This is a genomic window from Thermophilibacter sp. ZX-H3 (assembly GCF_052599055.1).
The window spans coordinates 1-14,679 of the sequence record NZ_JBQXES010000012.1; the positions used below are offsets into that span (position 1 = coordinate 1).

Consider the following 14,679-nt stretch of genomic DNA (forward strand, 5'->3'; position numbering starts at 1 on the left):
GAGGCCCGCGCGCGACGCCCTCTCGTCCATGCCGACCGACGACGACATCGACCTGCTCTACAGGACCTACTCGGCGGGCCCCAAGCGCGACGACGGGGGCCCGGAGTGGGGCGACCGGGTCGTGTGGGAGGAGCTCCACCACAAGGACCCGTACCCCTTCTGGCTGGACTAGGACAGGCGTTCTGCCGAGACACACATTTTGTCCTATAACCCCCCGATTTGGCCTTGGGGACAGTTCTGGGACAGTTCATCGCGCGGAATTAGAGGTCAGGCGGCGGGAGGCAGACCCGCATAGGCCTCCCCCTCGACGCAGACAGCCTCGCCCCACGTCTCCGCGGAGCCCCCGTCGTCGCCGGGAAGGAAGTGGGCGTAGAACCTGTACGTGATGGCGATGTTCTCGTGGCCGAGACGCTGCGACACGTACTGGATCGGCACCCCGTGCTTGAGCAGCAGACTCGCGTGCGTATGCCTGAGACCGTGCACCGTCACGTCGAAGCCGTGGCTCCGGCAGAAGGCGATGAAGTCGCTCGTGAGCTTCGAAGGCCGGTAGTCCTCCCCGAGGCTCCCGCAGAGCACGGGGGTGTCCTGCCGCTGTGACTCGCCGTAGTACATGAGCCGGTAGTACTGCTCCTCGGCGTGCGCCCTCAGCATCGCCACGGTCGCGTCGCTGAGGGACACCCAGCGGTCCGACGTGAAGCTCTTAGGCTCCTTGTCCTGGAGCGTCTCCCCGTTGTAGGTGTCCTCGCGGGACGCCTCCGCCAGGGCGCGGCACACGTGTATGCGCCCGCCGTCCAGGTCGACGTCTCGCCAAAGGAGCCCGCAGAGCTCGCCGCGCCTCATGCCCGTGTCGAGCGCGAGGTTCACCGCCATGGCGAAGCGGTAGTCCGGGTGCCCCCTCAGCAGCGTCTTCATGCGCACGACCTCCTCCTCGTCCAAGACCTTGATAGCCGCCCTGCTCTTGGAGGGGCCGTCGAGCATGTCGCACGGGTTGGACTCGATGTAGCCGAGCCTCACCGCGCGCTTCAGCGCCGTCTTGAGGAAGCTGAACGCCTTCTGGCAGGTCGACCCGGAGACCGGGCGGCCGTTGCGCCCGCCCTCGGCCCTCATCCAGCGGAGCTGCTCCTCCACCGTGTAGGGCCTCACGTCCGCGAGCGGCATCAGGCCGATGTTCGGCGTCCAGCGGTTGGACACGATGTCCCGGTACCCCCTGAACGTGTTGGGGGAGACCCCCTTCACGTCGTGCAGGTACGTGATGTACTGCCAGAGGTAGTCCCTGAGGACCAAGTTACCGGTTGCCGCGACCTCCCCCTTGGAGAGGAGCTCGAGCCTCCACCTGTCCAGCTCGGAGCGCACCTCGGTCTTGGTTCGGCACTCGACGTTCTTCGAGATGCGGTCGGAGGTGCCGTCGTCGCGGGTGACACACACCTTGAGGCGCCACTTCCCCTTGCCTCGCGACTCCACGCTTCCCTTGCTGACTGACCTCATGTTTCTCACCTCCCTTCCTTCGATTGATGCCCGCATGACTATCTCAAGCCCTGATGGGCGTGAGAGCTACTTGCTGCGCTGCTTCTGGTTGAACGAGACGTTGCAGCTGCGGCGGCAGAACCGCGTCTCCCGGATGTTCTTAGCGAACCCCTCCTCGCGGTATTTCTTGAAGATCCGCTGGCAGTTCTCGCAACGCCGCCATGGAGTGGGGTCAGCGTAGATGCGAAGGAACTGGTAGATGAGCGCTTCCCCAATCGATCCGGTCAACGAGAAGTCAGGGAGCCTACCTCCACCCGAGCTTCCGGAGAGGAGCCTTGCGAAGCGTCCCAGTATTCCTGCCGGCGCCTGCGGGGGCGGACTCCCCCACTCGTACTCGAAGTCGCACCTGCGGTAGGAGCTGTCCGACTCCATGAGGAAGCGAAGGGAATTGTTGGTCGCCCTCCAGAGACCGTCGGCGACAGCGTCGTCATAGGCAGCGCGGACGTTGAAGCCCATCCTCTCAGCCGAGCGCACCTCGTCGGGGAGGCCGGGGTTGCTCCTCATGACGTTCTCGAAGGTGTCGAGCCTCGAGCCCCTCACGATATCGTCGTCGACGTGGAGGAAGTAATCGGGCCCCGCTTGCGAGAGATAGCGCTTCTCCGAGAGATAGCCGAGCAGGTCGTCGGCCGTTCCCCCGTTCCTCGAGAAGTACCCGTACGCCATCGGCAGCACGGTTGCAATCTGGAGAGCCCTGATCGTCTGGGCGACCTCAGCCTCGGAGACGGCGCCGACGGCATCCCGGTCGTCGAGAACCAACTCCCTGGCTCGCTCGGAGAGCAGGCCCGGCCGACACCCGAGCTGGTCCCACGGGAGCTCCCGGTCGAGCGACTCGGGTGAGCAGAGCATCTCCACGTGGTGGGCGCGCGGGTCGAGGGCCCTCGTAGCCCGCTCCTCGTCGGAGGTGTCGATGGGCACGAACGTCCTGACGCCCGGATCGAAACGGCGGCGAAACCACTCGAGGCGGGCGGCTCCAGGATAGACGGGGGACACTGGAATTCCGTATTGTTCGCAGAACGCGAGCAGACTCGCGGTACTGGTCACATCGACTTTCTGAAGCTCGGCGTTGAACATCTCCGCTTCCGGAAGGGTCTCGACGGAGAGGTACGCGGCCCCCCCTCGCTCGACAAAGAAGAGGAACGGGGTTCCGTTGTACTCGCCACCTTCGGCAGAGATCTGATATACGGGCCACAGTCGCGGAACGGCAGGTACCCCAGCGGCAATGATGCCACTCGGCAGGAGCGTTCCGGGTGTCCAGTCAGGCATTGCCATCGTATCAATCTACCTCCTTTATTGCACTATTCTACCATAGTTGTTGCAATTCCAAAGCTCAATCGTATAATTTGCATTAAGGTGACGATTTCAGTGCAAGAGGTGTGACATGAGCCACGACGAAAACGTCCATTACGACGAGCTCCCGGACGTCCTCACTGTAGAGGAATGCAGCAGCTATCTGCACCTTCATGTCAAGACGATTCGCGCGTACATTCATGACGGAAAGTTGCGTGCCGCTCGATGCGGCAAGTATTACCGCATCAAAAAGCAGTGGATTACCGACTTTCTGAACCGCGAAAGCAGGTAAAGAAATGGCGTCGCGTTCCAGGGGAGAAGCGCCCCGGCCGTTTGGGCCGCTCATCCCAATCGACGTGTGCGTCGCACTCGCGCTCGGCCTGCAGGAGGCTATCGTCGTGCAGCAGCTCCGGTTTCTCATCCGACTCGTGGATGCTGACCCTCGTCACAAGTTCGACGGGAAAACATGGATCTGGAACACCTACGAGCAGTGGGCCGAGGACCAGATACCCTTCCTGAGTGAGAGGACTATCCGGAGGACGCTCAGGGGCCTCGAGGATAAGGGCATTGTACTTTCCAGACAGCTTCACTCTTACAATCGGACGAAGTGGTATTCGCTTGACGAGAGTGCGCTTGCAAAATACGTCGCTTCCTCTGAAGTGGCACAGCGCTTCCTGCAGAGGCGCGAGAGCGACGCAACGTTGCGCTATTCTGGCCGGATCGAAGCGTCCAATCTGACCGCATCGAGCCGCTCTGCGAAACATGTCGATACGGACACGATGGCCGCTTCAATTCATAAAGAGACAGATACATCTACTGACATCACAGCATCAAATATGGGTGGGGCACATCGAGTCTATGTAACTGCGGAGGGAGACAGATGACATCGTTCAAAGACGAACATCGATCTCGGATCACACCGCAGGAGTTGGACGAGTACTACACCCAGTATCTGAGCGACGCTCCAAGGGCTTGGCGAATCGACCACGGTTTCGAGAGCGCGCCTCAAACGGCCGCGCCCATCTTAGGCATTCCGCCCGCCTATCGTCAGGCATATCACCCTGACGAGGCCTCAGTGATCGATCTGCAGCTGGTCGATGGGATTCTCTCGGAAACCGGACCCATCGGGCTACTTATCACAGGCGGGACCGACGTCAGGAGAGGAAGGGCAGCGGCACTTCTTCTCACCCGCACTTGTGGAAGCGGCAGAACCGGGCTCTTCATAGATTATCCCGAGCTCGTTGATAGGTGCCGTTCAGCCCCACTTTACGGGCCAGATTCGCGCGCCGCGATCCTTTCCGAGCCCAAGCACGCAGGTGTCCTAGTGATTCATGCCGTCGACTCAGCCATTGCTCGGCGCCAGACCGACGAGCCCCTCTGGCAGCTCTTGCGCTTGCGGACCGCCTCGCGACTCACGTCCATTCTTACCACCCGCATGGGCTGGCGCGACATTCACGCCCATCAGAAGGATGCGCCAGAGGTGAGTGAGTATCTGGAGGCGTGCCTGATCATCCCAGGCAAGGATTCGCTGAACATCATCAGCCTCTCGTAGCCTCAAGACATGAAGAGCAGCAGAAAGGGCTCCCCCGACCGTCAGAGGAGCCCCTCGCCATTAAGCCATCCACGCTTGAGTTGACCAATCGGCTTGCCCATGCGCGCTTCGAAGCCGTCGCTACCGCATCTCTCCATACTTGAACGAGAGGTCTTCGTTTAGGAACAGTGCCTCCGCGGCAACGTCATCGAAGTTCATGATGGCATCCTGTACGTCTATCCTGAGCAGGCTCAGGGCGCGGTACTCCCCAAGCTTCGGAAAGTCGCTCACCGCCAGCACCTGCTTGAAGACGCCCGGGAACTCGCGAAGATACTCGACATAGCCCCTCAGCTTAGGGATGGTGTCGCTCAAGTGCGCGCCGTGAGGGTCGACGATGGTGGGCCATAGTCTCCCGCCCACATCGTCGCGCACGAAGAAGATGAAGTCGGGACGGAGGGACACGCGGCCGGACGGCATAGTGTAGGGGATGGAGAACACTGCCTGCGAGTTGTTCGACGGGTTGCGATAGAACGCCACCGTGTATGGCCGTCCGAGCTCCTTCCTCACGACGTACCGCTCGATGTCGTTGAGCCTGAGCGGGCACATGCCACTTTCGTCTTGCAGGATGTGCCGCGGGTAGCTAGGATAGTCGCCGTCGAGCGTGAGCTCGTTGGGCCACTCCATCCTCTTGACCCTGTTGCCTATCGTGACCTGCTCGATCTCGTCGAAGCGTTGCCGGATGCGCTCGGGTGCCACGTCGCGTCTTGGGGCCCATTTGTCGATGTACTCCTGCTGGAAGCCGGCCGCCCATGCCTCGAGGCTGCTCATGATACTGGGCACTCGGATGGCAGAGGCGAGCATGAGGTTCACCTCGCGCTCGGGTACGCCCTGCCTGAACATGCGCTTTCGGAACGCGTTCGTGAGCTCCTTGCCGCCGAAGCGAGGGTCGGCCTCGCGCGCCGCAGAAGCGATGCCCTCGTCGTCGGTGAGCACCTCCTCCGTGCTCTCCGTCACCTCGTTGTCGTGCAGCATGTCGAGCACGACGGTGTGCGTGTTCGTCATCTCGACGTCGTGCTTGACCGGCAGGTACTCGCTCGACTTGTCGTCGATCTCGAAGGCGAGCCGCTTCGAGAAGCGCTCGTTCACCTCGTCGGGCGCCTCGCGGTCCCACTTGGCGTCGACGAGCAGCGTGGCCGTGTCGAGCAGGCTCTTGAACTGGTTGCGCGCCTTCTTCGGGATGCGCCTGACCGGTATGGAGAGGAACGCGTGCTCGATCTCGGCGAACTCCTCCTTGGTGAACGACCGGTCGCGGGCGGTGAGCTCCGCCGGCGGGCGCATGGGGATAGGTTTGACCGCGGACTCGCCAGAGGGCGTCGGGGCAACCGGCTTATCGGCTGAGGGGCTCGCGGGCATGGCGTCGGCGCTTGCGGAGAGACCAGGCGCCGGGACGACGGTATCGGGCGTGTCGTGCGCCGCACCCTCATCGACGACTTCGTCGAAGATCCTCGCCTGGCCGGACTCATCGAACGGCGGCTGGTGACCCGACTCGCGCTTCTTCCACTCGGCGACCGCCCTTCGGTTCGCCTCGTAGGCGGCGAGCTCACCGTCGTAGTCCTCCTGTGTGCGGGGCCTCGCCGAGACGACGCGGACGGGCTTCACGATGACGTCCTTTACGGCGGAGCCGCCGATGTCGTCCTTCTTGCCCGTGAGGTAGTCGACCACGTCGTGCGTGGCGGCGGGGTTGAAGCGCGGCAGGTAGCATGCGACGGAGTTCAGGAAGTCGTCCGCCTCGACGCGGCGCGCGAGCGGCGTGCGCACCATGCGCCCGATGAGCTGGGCGATGTAGGTAGGCTCGGAGCGACGGCGCTCGGAGAAGATGACCTCGGCGCGCGGGCAGTCCCAGCCGTTCGAGACAGCCTCCTTGGCGAAGAGCACCCGCACGGGGGTCTCGCGCTGCACCTGCTCGGGCTGGACGTAGCGCACGATGTACCTGCCGCAGGCGAACGACTGGTGCTCACCGAAGACGTTGGCGAACGAGACGGCCGGGTTGAGGCCGGGGACGTGACCCATGATCTGGTCGCAGAGCTCCCTTATGCCGTCCTTGTCTATCTTATCGCGCACCTGGACGATGAGCAGCGGGCTCACCCCAGGCTCGTCCTCCCGCACGCAATACGCGTCCCAGCGCTCGCACGCCTCGCGGAAGCGATCGCACGCCATGGAGAGGTACTGGTGATCGACGGACTCGTCCTCCTCGGGCACCCTGAGCTCGACCGTGTCCTTCAGGAGGCCAGACTCCTGCACCTGCTGCGGAGTCACCTGCACGGGCGGCATCTGGATTCGCTCGAGGCGCCCCTGCATGGCCTGCTCGAAGCGCTGCGGGGTGGCCGAGACGCCGACGACCATGGGGACGGAGGCCCGCCCGTTGAGGCCATCGATGAGGTTGGCGTAGATGGTCTTGGAGCTGTCTCCCTTTGACCTGTTGGAGCCGAGGCCGCGGTGTGCCTCGTCTATGAAGACGTAGAGGTTGCGCTCGGGGTCTTTAATGGTCCGGTCGAGCACGTCCCAGAAGACGCGTCCCGCGTTCAGCTCTCCGCCCTTGTTGAGCAGCCCGTTCCTACCCAGCAGGTCCTTGCTGAGGAAGTAGACGTGACGACACTCGAGCTCCTCGTGCGAAGCGCAGAAGCTGTTCGTCACCGTCTCGAGATGCCTGTCGTCGCCAATCCACTGAGCGAGCCTGTCGGAGGCGTCGACGAAGCGCGACCTCGTCTGGTCGTTCAAGCTCGGCGAGTCCGAAAGCCAGATGACCACCGCATGCTCGTCGGGGAGAATGCCGAGCTCGTCGCTGCCAAAGAACAGCGCCTCTATGACGGCGGAGCACATCACGGTCTTGCCGCTGCCCGTGGGGGCGGCGAGGCACACGGAGGTGCGGCTCCCGCTGAGCGTGCGGTACATGGCCCGCATCTGCTCGAGGCGGCCTAGCAGGGAGCACGCCGCGTCAGCCTGGAAGTCCTTGAGCTCCACCCGCATCAGTTCACGGCTCCTTCCGCTGCGATCTTGAATGACCGCAGATACGATTCGTACAGACGCACGACGTCGCAGCCGGGAAGCTGCGCCGCGACGCTCGCGAAGCGGCCCTCGTCGTCGGTCACGACGTAGGCACACCTGATGCCCGGATTAGCGGAGACAGCCTCGACGAACTCGTTCGCATAGGCATAGGTGAAGAGCACGGCGTAGCTGTCCGCGACGGCGAAGCCCTTCTGCTCGTGCTCGATGACGCGCCCGCGGGCACCGGCGCGCAGCCATAGGAGCGGCGCCACCGCGTCGAACGACTCGCCGAACTCGACCATGCGCGGATTCTCGTAAGTAAGGTCGTAGAAGATTGCGTTCTCCTCGAAGCCTTCCGCCATGGGGAACTCGTCGACGAACTTGTAGTCTCCCTTGATGGGCTCACCGTTCGGCATGAGGCCGGTAATGGCCGCCTCGATGCGGGGCTTGGTGACGTACTCGCAGATGCCGAGCCGCTCCCACTCGGGGTCGCCATGGCGGTAGCCCTGCTTCGTGAGCCTCTTCTCCTCCTCGTCGGAGACCTCGTTGTTCGTCACGCAGATGCAGCGCCGGCGACCGCCGTCCTGATGATTAAGGCGCATGACAGCGTGTGCTGTGGTTCCTGAGCCGGAGAAGAAGTCGAGGACAAGGGCGTTCGTATTATTGTTCAGAATGGGAAGAAGCGTAAGTTCAACCGCATACAAGGATTTTGGAAATGAGAATTTCCGATTCCCTAGGAAACGCTTGATATATCGGCTGCCATATTCCCCGGCTGAAAACTGTGGACCGCTCCATACAGTAGTGGGGATATTCGTTTTCTTGCCCTTTGCTTGATCTATTGCTGATCCATCATCCGCCGTGCCAACTATCTCTAGCTCTCCGCTAGCAATCCTCTCCTCTTGAATATTCGCTAGGTAGAGCAGAGAGTATCGATCGTTTTTCCGATCGTACGCCCCGACCCTAGCAAATCCCTTATCCAGCTTTCTCTGCAGTGTGGGTTGAGACATATGCCATGTCGCTTCGCTCCCATCCGTTCGAATGGGCCATATTGCCCTCAGCCCTTCAACTGGAGGAACAGTTCGCCAATCTGCATCAAGCGGAAGCGTCTCACCAAGCCTGACGATGCGCCTACTCTTCTCGTCGATATAGATGGGGTAGAACAGGTTTGGCCTGTCGGTGCGGGCTGCATTTTGTCCTCCCCTCAGCAGCCACTTTATTGCTTCTATCCCCAAGCTCTACTGAGTAGAGGCCCTGATCAACCTGACAGGGTGCCGCATCTCCGAAAAACGCAAATATGGCATACTCGTCTGCACGCTTGAACTGGTTCCCTCTTGCAACACCGTTCTTGTTGATCGTAATGGTAACGGTCTGCATGGACGCAGCATTCGTGAACACTTGTTCCATGAGGAGCGTTAAGCGCGGATATTCTTTTTCGTCAATCGTACAGACGAGGACTGAATCCCGTGGATTGAGCAACTCCTTCGCCAACTTGAGGCGACGCTCCATCATGGCGAGCCACTTGGAATGACGGTACTCGTCGGTGCCGTCCACGTAGTCGTTGTTGTACTTCCAGTCCCTTGCGCCCGTGTTGTACGGCGGATCGATGTAGATGCAATCGACCTTGCCCGCGTAGCAGAAGAGCAGGCTCTCGAGCGCATGGTAGTTCTCGCCGTTGATGACGACCTGGTAGGGCTTGTCGCCGCCCCGCTCGACGCGCCCGGTCTCGTGGAGACCGGCATAGATGGGCTCGTCGTACTCGGCCACCGCAACGAGGTCCTCGAGCACGGCCTCCCGCGTCTCTCCGGGAGTCTCGACACCGGCGAGCTTCGCAACGCCAGCCGTCACTGACTCGACCCTCCAACAAACCCTGTTCTCGTCCGACTCCCTCTCGCCGCGCGGCGCCATGACCTGCACGGTGTCGCCGGCTGACACGCGCTTGCCATAGAGCCTCATGCGCTCGGGACGGTTGTGCTCGAACACGAGGCCGAACTCGCGCTGCTTCGCGAACGCGCGGATGTCGGCGGCGAGCTCGGCGTCTCCGAGCTTAATCGCCTTGTCCACGAGTCGCTGCACCTCAGCCTGCGCTGTCTCAGCCATCAGAGTCCTGCCCTTCCGTTGCTTGCGTATCCGCTTGCCATTCAGCGCGGGGCAGGGCCCAGTCGTTTCCGATGAGACGTGTCACGCGCGCGACCAATGCGAGAGGATCGCACCAATCGAACGGCTGCATTGTCTCACATCTGTGCGGCTCAACCTGATATTCGGTAACGGAGTGGCGGGGCAGGCTCGAGGACGGTGGCTTGCCAGTAAGGCGTGCATCGCAAGCTTCCGAAGGAAGGCTTGTTTCGATCACTGGCACCCCGATTCGGGAACTCCAGCGCCTGAGGCTAGGCCGAAGACGGCTTTTGGGCTCTCCCGGCCTATCGAACTTTCCGCGTCGAGAAGTTGTCGCGATGCCCTCCGCAGCCCGAAACGATTATCTTGCCCGATTGGCGGTCGTAGGCGAAGTAGACGCGTATGAAGCCGGGGTCGCTCTCCCTGGAGCCTGCCTTGATGTGTGCCTCGCAGTTCAGCTCTCGCCCCTGATAGACGTCGCGGTAGCCAGCCATGAGGCGATTGTCCTTGCGGGTCATCATGCCCGCGCTCGGAGAGAACTCGAAGTGAGACCTTCTCTCGAACTCGCCCCTGATCTCCAGGGCATCGTCGCTCTCGTATAGGCCGTGAGCGATGGTGCAGAGGTCGTGGAGGGCGTTCCACAGCACCCTCGCGTCAGTGCGGCAGTCGTCGAGCGACTTCCAGCCCTGCTCAGTGAAGTCGAGCACATCGCAGAAGGCGAAGCGGAATAGGGCCCCGATCTCGAGGGGAGACATCGGCCAGCTGCCCAGCTCGGGCCTCTCGGGGGCGTCCGCACCGCGGGCGGCGAGCGCCTGCTCGAGCGCGTTGCACTTGAGCGAGAGCGCGTGCGCCTCGGTTCTTGCCTCGTCGCGTTCCCTACGGGCCTCCTGGAGGTCATGCTCGAGCGTCAGGGCATCCTCGAGGATGTCGTCCTCTGTCTCTCGGACCCTCTCGTCGGCGCGCCTCTCGGCGGCGCGCGCGATTCTCTGCCTCCTCACGAGCTCCTGGATCGTTCCGACTCGAGCCATGTTCTCGTAGACGCTGACGTCCTGGGCGAGAGCTCGCCGAACGAGGCGGATGAAGCGATCAGGGCCAATCGACTCGATCTCTCTGTAGGTGAAGAAGCGATGCCGGCGGCCGTCGCCCTTCTCAGCGAACCTCGGCCTCTCCGCATAGACGCGCACCTGGCCGTTCTCGCATCGCAGGTCCCTGTTGTCAATCCCCTTGCCCATCTCGGCACAGAACCGCCGGTCAAGTGTGTAGAAAACGACGGCGCTCGGTCCGAGCGCAAGAGCCAGGGCCGCGGGGTCCACCGCCAATTCCGGAGCCTCTTCTGAGGGGAACCGGGGGCTCAGGTACGCGACCGGGACTGTGCGCCGAGGGTCCGAGACAAACGCCCAGAAGGAGGTGAAGTCCCCCTCGTGCAGCTCGGTCGGGGTCACGTCAACGCCCCTACCCGAAGAGGTGCAGCTGAGGTTCTGGTTCTTGAGTAGTGATTGGATGACCCCCGGGATACTCGGGGCGGGCTCGCTCTGAAGCTCGCCCAGATATCCGGGGCTGTCACCGTAAGAAAGGACGATGGAGACGGTTCCGCATGCGGTCGAGGCCGAGGAGAACCCGATTTCCGTGCACCACCGACGCGTCGCGCGCCGGCTCTCGAAAAACGTCTCGGTAATCTTGCAGCCCCAGAGGAGCTCGCCATTCTCGAGCTCGACGCGAGCGGACTCGACTCTGACCGCGCCCTTTCTGTCGCCCAGACTGCCCGAGGCGTTCTTCAGGCGGGACCAGGCCCGAAGATCTGATTCGATGCGGACGCCCCTCCGCCCCCATTTGCCGCAGATCCAGCGGCGGATGCTCATGACGAGGGACCAGAGGGCGTCGTCCTCGTCGCCCCTGGCGGCAATATCAAAGGAGGTCTCATAGAAGAGGTTGAGGTTGAGGTTGAGGTCATGCATGACGGTCCCTTCGGACGTTGTGTAAGGACAACTATACCGAACGCCGTTCCCAGCGCTGAGCCCGGAGCGGCGGACGGAACTCTAGAGACCGCACGCCCTTGGGAGCGCGTGGTCCCCTAGACGTGAATCTTGTGCCCCCTCGCAGAAGGGGCAGCCCCCTGCCCTTGTTGATTCTGGCCGCGGCCGACATGAGCCAGCAGCACACGCGTCAGACCCTCTCGCCGACCCCGTTCTCGTCAAGAACGTACTTGAGGCGGTAGTGCGCCTCCGTGCCGCAGCGGCCGCACTTGGTGAGGAGGCGCCCTTCCTTCCGGTGGCTGCCGCGCGGGCCGTGCTGTGGCCCCGTCGCGCTAATATGGAATCACCAAACGGAGGACCCTTATTGGCACATCGATTTAGGGGGCTGGCTGGAATGGGTTTGCTGGGTTCGATTCTGAGCGCCATCTCTCCCGGAGACGACGGCGGGTGCGACTGGTATTGCGACGAGTGTGACGCCTACTTGAATGATCAGCCTGGATTTACCGTAGCCGGCGGCACCTGGATCTGCGCCGAGTGCGGCTGTCCCAACGACGTCTCCGAAGACAACGTGATCGACGACGATGACGGCTATGTGGGCAGCTACCAGTATTACCAGGATGAAGAGAAGCGCCGCCGCGAAGAAGACGAGGAGCTCTGGGAACTGGGCATCGACCCCGACGACTGAATCCTTGCTCCCGCTGACGCGACTCCTCTGTCCAGCGCATTTCCCCTCCAGCGGTAGCGTCACATCGGCACCACCTCGAGAGCGACTCCGCATCGATTCTGGAGGATTGCGTAATCCGGGCCGAGCCACACGCCCGACTCGCCAGGGCCGAGCACGAGCGGCATGCGGTCGTGGATGGGTGACACGCTGGCGTTCGGCCTGGTGGTGACGATCGAGAACCGGTCGCCCTCGCGCACGGCGGCGAGCAGGAACGCCTTGGCGCCGGGGAGTCGGAACAGGTACTGCCGGCGCACGGGCCTGCCGGTCCTCTCGCTCTCGACCTTCTCGGTCATGTGCCCCTCGTAGAAGGCGCGCACGGGGACGAGGCAGCGGCCCTCCGCTATGGCCTTGGCCCACATGCCGCGCCTGCCCAGGCGCAGCTGCTCGAGGGCGGACTCTATGCGCGTGTTGAAGACGGCGTTGGGCTTGCCGTCGAGCGGGAAGCCCCACGTAAGGCGCGCGACGGCGAGGCCGCCTCCCTCGGGGACGTAGACGGGAACGAGGCTGCCCGGGCGGGCGTCGTGCAGTGGGTCCGGGCGCTCTATGTAGCGGATCGCGTGCGCGCCGGGGGTCCGGCGCGCGTCCAGCACGGCCTGCGCCTCCTCGGCCGTGAGCGGGCACATTCTAACGCACATGCCGGCCCCCCTCGCACCCGCTACATTAGCTCGACTGCTCTGGAGCACACATCTTCCCAGGGTATGACCCTTCGGATGGCGCCGCAGGCGCGCCTGCGGTCGTCGGTCCCGGCCGCCGCGTCGTACGCCCTCTCGATCTGCTCCCTCGGCACCCCTACCGCCTCCGCAATCCACAGCAGTGACGCCGCGTTCTGGAGGCGCCCGTAGCAGCGGCGCGCGCTGAGATTCGGGGAGTGTCTCGCATATGATCCTGAGCCGATCGTCTCGTTGTCGGCGAACCAGGCGACCATGTGCTGCCACTCGTCCTCCCCCCGTCTTTTCGGGTGAGTCGTGGACGTGTTCGACGTATCTGTCGGAGATGGGGTAGTGGCTGCCGCGCGTCGAAAGCATGCGCGCGAAGTCATCGCACCTGATGTCGTCGCCCTCTCTCCCCATGTCATCCTCCTTTGCCTACGAAGCGTCCATGGGCATGCGCCCGAAAGCTGGAGACGGGTACCACGAGGAAGTCCTACGCCTTCCTTAGTAGGTTGCCCAACAGCTTGATTGCCCTTGAGCCGTTCCTCCTGACCACCTCGGGCCCGCCCTTCTTTACGAACAGGGCTGCCGCGGTCCCAACCGCCGCCATCGCGGCAGTCGCCCCCTCCCCGCGCTCCCTGAGCAACGCCCTGTGATAGTCGCAAATTGGCACCTTGAAGCCTTCAGGGAGCATCTTGGCGCAGCCTGGGTACTTGCAGCGTTTGGTCATCGTCACTCCTCCTCCGCGCCCGACAGTTGCGTGCGCCGCCCCCTCGGCCCCGCTCCGAGAGCGCGCATGACGTTCTGCGCGATTCGGCAGAGCCCGTCCGTTGCCCCCTCCATGTTCTGGTCAGAGATGCTGTTGAGCCTTCTGAGGGTTTCCGTCTCGCCGAGCCTGTTCGCCCGCATGAACTCGCCGAGCTGCCCAAGCGCTGCCATGGCGGCGTCCGGCTCCTCGATGAGGGAGTACGCGGCGAACTCCGTCCGCGCCATCAGGGAGATTATCGTCAGGTCGGTAATCGCCTCTCGGGCCGCCTCGCCGGTCGCCCTCGCCTTGCCCCCTCCGGTCGCCAGGGAGAGCTCGACGGAGAAGCTCTCCTGGAGGGCGCCTCTCTGGTCGGTTGCGGAACCGGCAATGTCAAGGATGCGCTGCTCGCGGAGGCGGGCGTCGCGGATGTGTGCGGCCTGCTGGAGCTGATACCAGACGGCCTTCGCCCTCCCGATCCTGTCGCCCCTTCCCTCAAGGTGGAGCCTCTCGACCCCCCGGGCCACGTCCCTTATCTCAGACAGGAGCTCCCCCATGGAGAGCTGAAGCTGCATCGCCGCTATCGACGACGCCAGATTGTCCGGGAGCTGCTCTGCGTGGAGGCGCGCCTTCTCGTATATTCGCCCGGTCTTGACGCTTCGGAGCTGGGGGAGGAGCGCGCCGGTCTCCTTCTCGACGCTGATTACGAGCTCGCACTCGTCCATGAGCCTCTGGGCCGCCTTGGAGAAGTCGGCGGCCCAGACGGTACCCCTCTCTGCCATGGCCTGTCGGATGGCATCGTAGACGGCAGGGGCCAGCCTAGCCACCTCCCCGGCGTCGCTCAGGAGCTCACCGAGCCTCCTCTTTGTCTCGTGGGGGACGATGCTCGTGCCGTCGTCGAAGACCTCCGCACCGGGGACGAGGATTTCGACGGTCTTGGGTGTCGGCGGGAGAGAGCCGATCGGGACAAGGCCCCCGGCAGCCCCCGCGGAGAAACCGCAGTGCGGGCAGGAAGTCGCCCTGTTGGAGATTCTCGCGTGGCACTCCGGGCAGTACGTCATCGCCATGCCCTCGCTCCCTTCTGTCGC

Annotated in this window: 14 protein-coding genes; 4 read left to right on the forward strand and 10 right to left on the reverse strand. The window is 63.3% G+C overall.

Features of this window, described 5'->3' with window-relative positions; translation table 11 throughout:
• Positions 1-267: 267 nt before the first annotated feature.
• Complete coding sequence (locus tag ACULPM_RS06305) at positions 268-1,485, reverse strand: tyrosine-type recombinase/integrase (RefSeq protein ID WP_445331321.1); 1,218 nt, start codon at positions 1,483-1,485, stop codon at positions 268-270.
• Between the two features lie 66 nt (positions 1,486-1,551).
• Positions 1,552-2,793, reverse strand: a complete 1,242-nt coding sequence (locus tag ACULPM_RS06310; protein ID WP_445331322.1) for a hypothetical protein — start codon at positions 2,791-2,793, stop codon at positions 1,552-1,554.
• Positions 2,794-2,902: 109 nt separating this feature from the next.
• On the opposite strand from ACULPM_RS06310, the gene ACULPM_RS06315 reads away from it, so the two are divergent.
• Genes ACULPM_RS06315 through ACULPM_RS06325 form a run of 3 tightly spaced genes read left to right on the forward strand, consistent with a single transcriptional unit; the run spans position 2,903 to position 4,363 of the window.
• The gene (locus ACULPM_RS06315; RefSeq protein ID WP_445331323.1) at positions 2,903-3,103 is read left to right on the forward strand and encodes a helix-turn-helix domain-containing protein; all 201 of its coding nucleotides are present in this window, start codon (positions 2,903-2,905) and stop codon (positions 3,101-3,103) included.
• A gap of 4 nt (positions 3,104-3,107) precedes the next feature.
• On the forward strand, positions 3,108-3,695 hold the full coding sequence (locus ACULPM_RS06320) for a hypothetical protein (protein ID WP_445331324.1): 588 nt from the start codon (positions 3,108-3,110) through the stop codon (positions 3,693-3,695).
• The gene (locus ACULPM_RS06325) at positions 3,692-4,363 is read left to right on the forward strand and encodes a hypothetical protein (RefSeq protein WP_445331325.1); all 672 of its coding nucleotides are present in this window, start codon (positions 3,692-3,694) and stop codon (positions 4,361-4,363) included. The genes ACULPM_RS06320 and ACULPM_RS06325 overlap by 4 nt, the downstream gene beginning before the upstream one ends.
• Positions 4,364-4,483: 120 nt before the next feature.
• Here the strand turns inward: ACULPM_RS06325 and ACULPM_RS06330 are convergent, their stop codons facing one another.
• The 4 genes from ACULPM_RS06330 to ACULPM_RS06345 all read right to left on the reverse strand — a co-directional run bounded on the left by ACULPM_RS06330 (position 4,484) and on the right by ACULPM_RS06345 (position 11,454).
• A complete protein-coding gene (locus tag ACULPM_RS06330) occupies positions 4,484-7,369 on the reverse strand; it encodes a DEAD/DEAH box helicase (protein WP_445331326.1) in 2,886 nt (961 codons plus the stop codon).
• Positions 7,369-8,394 carry a DNA methyltransferase gene (locus ACULPM_RS06335; protein WP_445331407.1) on the reverse strand — a complete coding sequence of 342 codons (1,026 nt, stop codon included), beginning with the start codon at positions 8,392-8,394 and terminating at the stop codon, positions 7,369-7,371. The genes ACULPM_RS06330 and ACULPM_RS06335 overlap by 1 nt, the downstream gene beginning before the upstream one ends.
• A gap of 121 nt (positions 8,395-8,515) precedes the next feature.
• Positions 8,516-9,484, reverse strand: a complete 969-nt coding sequence (locus ACULPM_RS06340; RefSeq protein WP_445331327.1) for a DNA methyltransferase — start codon at positions 9,482-9,484, stop codon at positions 8,516-8,518.
• A 320-nt stretch (positions 9,485-9,804) separates the two neighbouring features.
• Positions 9,805-11,454, reverse strand: a complete 1,650-nt coding sequence (locus ACULPM_RS06345; protein ID WP_445331328.1) for a hypothetical protein — start codon at positions 11,452-11,454, stop codon at positions 9,805-9,807.
• Positions 11,455-11,866: 412 nt separating this feature from the next.
• Here ACULPM_RS06345 and ACULPM_RS06350 point away from each other — a divergent pair, with 412 nt between their 5' ends.
• Complete coding sequence (locus ACULPM_RS06350) at positions 11,867-12,157, forward strand: Sec23/Sec24 zinc finger-containing protein (protein ID WP_445331329.1); 291 nt, start codon at positions 11,867-11,869, stop codon at positions 12,155-12,157.
• Positions 12,158-12,216: 59 nt separating this feature from the next.
• Here ACULPM_RS06350 and ACULPM_RS06355 read toward each other — a convergent pair whose 3' ends face one another.
• The 4 genes from ACULPM_RS06355 to ACULPM_RS06370 all read right to left on the reverse strand — a co-directional run bounded on the left by ACULPM_RS06355 (position 12,217) and on the right by ACULPM_RS06370 (position 14,658).
• Complete coding sequence (locus tag ACULPM_RS06355) at positions 12,217-12,831, reverse strand: SOS response-associated peptidase family protein (RefSeq protein ID WP_445331330.1); 615 nt, start codon at positions 12,829-12,831, stop codon at positions 12,217-12,219.
• 20 nt (positions 12,832-12,851) lie between these two features.
• The gene (locus ACULPM_RS06360) at positions 12,852-13,121 is read right to left on the reverse strand and encodes a hypothetical protein (RefSeq protein WP_445331331.1); all 270 of its coding nucleotides are present in this window, start codon (positions 13,119-13,121) and stop codon (positions 12,852-12,854) included.
• A 218-nt stretch (positions 13,122-13,339) separates the two neighbouring features.
• Positions 13,340-13,576 (reverse strand): hypothetical protein, encoded by a 237-nt coding sequence (locus ACULPM_RS06365; RefSeq protein WP_445331332.1) that lies wholly within the window; start codon positions 13,574-13,576, stop codon positions 13,340-13,342.
• 2 nt (positions 13,577-13,578) lie between these two features.
• Positions 13,579-14,658, reverse strand: a complete 1,080-nt coding sequence (locus ACULPM_RS06370) for a zinc ribbon domain-containing protein (RefSeq protein ID WP_445331333.1) — start codon at positions 14,656-14,658, stop codon at positions 13,579-13,581.
• Positions 14,659-14,679: the final 21 nt, after the last annotated feature.

Coding starts and splice junctions, on each gene's coding strand:
- ACULPM_RS06315 (WP_445331323.1), top strand. CDS start 2,903: ATGAGCCACGACGAAAACGTCCATTACGACGAGCTCCCGGACGTCCTC.
- ACULPM_RS06325 (WP_445331325.1), top strand. CDS start 3,692: ATGACATCGTTCAAAGACGAACATCGATCTCGGATCACACCGCAGGAG.
- ACULPM_RS06335 (WP_445331407.1), bottom strand. CDS start 8,394: ATGTCTCAACCCACACTGCAGAGAAAGCTGGATAAGGGATTTGCTAGG.
- ACULPM_RS06310 (WP_445331322.1), bottom strand. CDS start 2,793: ATGGCAATGCCTGACTGGACACCCGGAACGCTCCTGCCGAGTGGCATC.
- ACULPM_RS06370 (WP_445331333.1), bottom strand. CDS start 14,658: ATGGCGATGACGTACTGCCCGGAGTGCCACGCGAGAATCTCCAACAGG.
- ACULPM_RS06365 (WP_445331332.1), bottom strand. CDS start 13,576: ATGACCAAACGCTGCAAGTACCCAGGCTGCGCCAAGATGCTCCCTGAA.
- ACULPM_RS06350 (WP_445331329.1), top strand. CDS start 11,867: ATGGGTTTGCTGGGTTCGATTCTGAGCGCCATCTCTCCCGGAGACGAC.
- ACULPM_RS06340 (WP_445331327.1), bottom strand. CDS start 9,484: ATGGCTGAGACAGCGCAGGCTGAGGTGCAGCGACTCGTGGACAAGGCG.
- ACULPM_RS06355 (WP_445331330.1), bottom strand. CDS start 12,831: ATGTGCGTTAGAATGTGCCCGCTCACGGCCGAGGAGGCGCAGGCCGTG.
- ACULPM_RS06305 (WP_445331321.1), bottom strand. CDS start 1,485: ATGAGGTCAGTCAGCAAGGGAAGCGTGGAGTCGCGAGGCAAGGGGAAG.
- ACULPM_RS06345 (WP_445331328.1), bottom strand. CDS start 11,454: ATGCATGACCTCAACCTCAACCTCAACCTCTTCTATGAGACCTCCTTT.
- ACULPM_RS06360 (WP_445331331.1), bottom strand. CDS start 13,121: ATGGTCGCCTGGTTCGCCGACAACGAGACGATCGGCTCAGGATCATAT.
- ACULPM_RS06330 (WP_445331326.1), bottom strand. CDS start 7,369: ATGCGGGTGGAGCTCAAGGACTTCCAGGCTGACGCGGCGTGCTCCCTG.
- ACULPM_RS06320 (WP_445331324.1), top strand. CDS start 3,108: ATGGCGTCGCGTTCCAGGGGAGAAGCGCCCCGGCCGTTTGGGCCGCTC.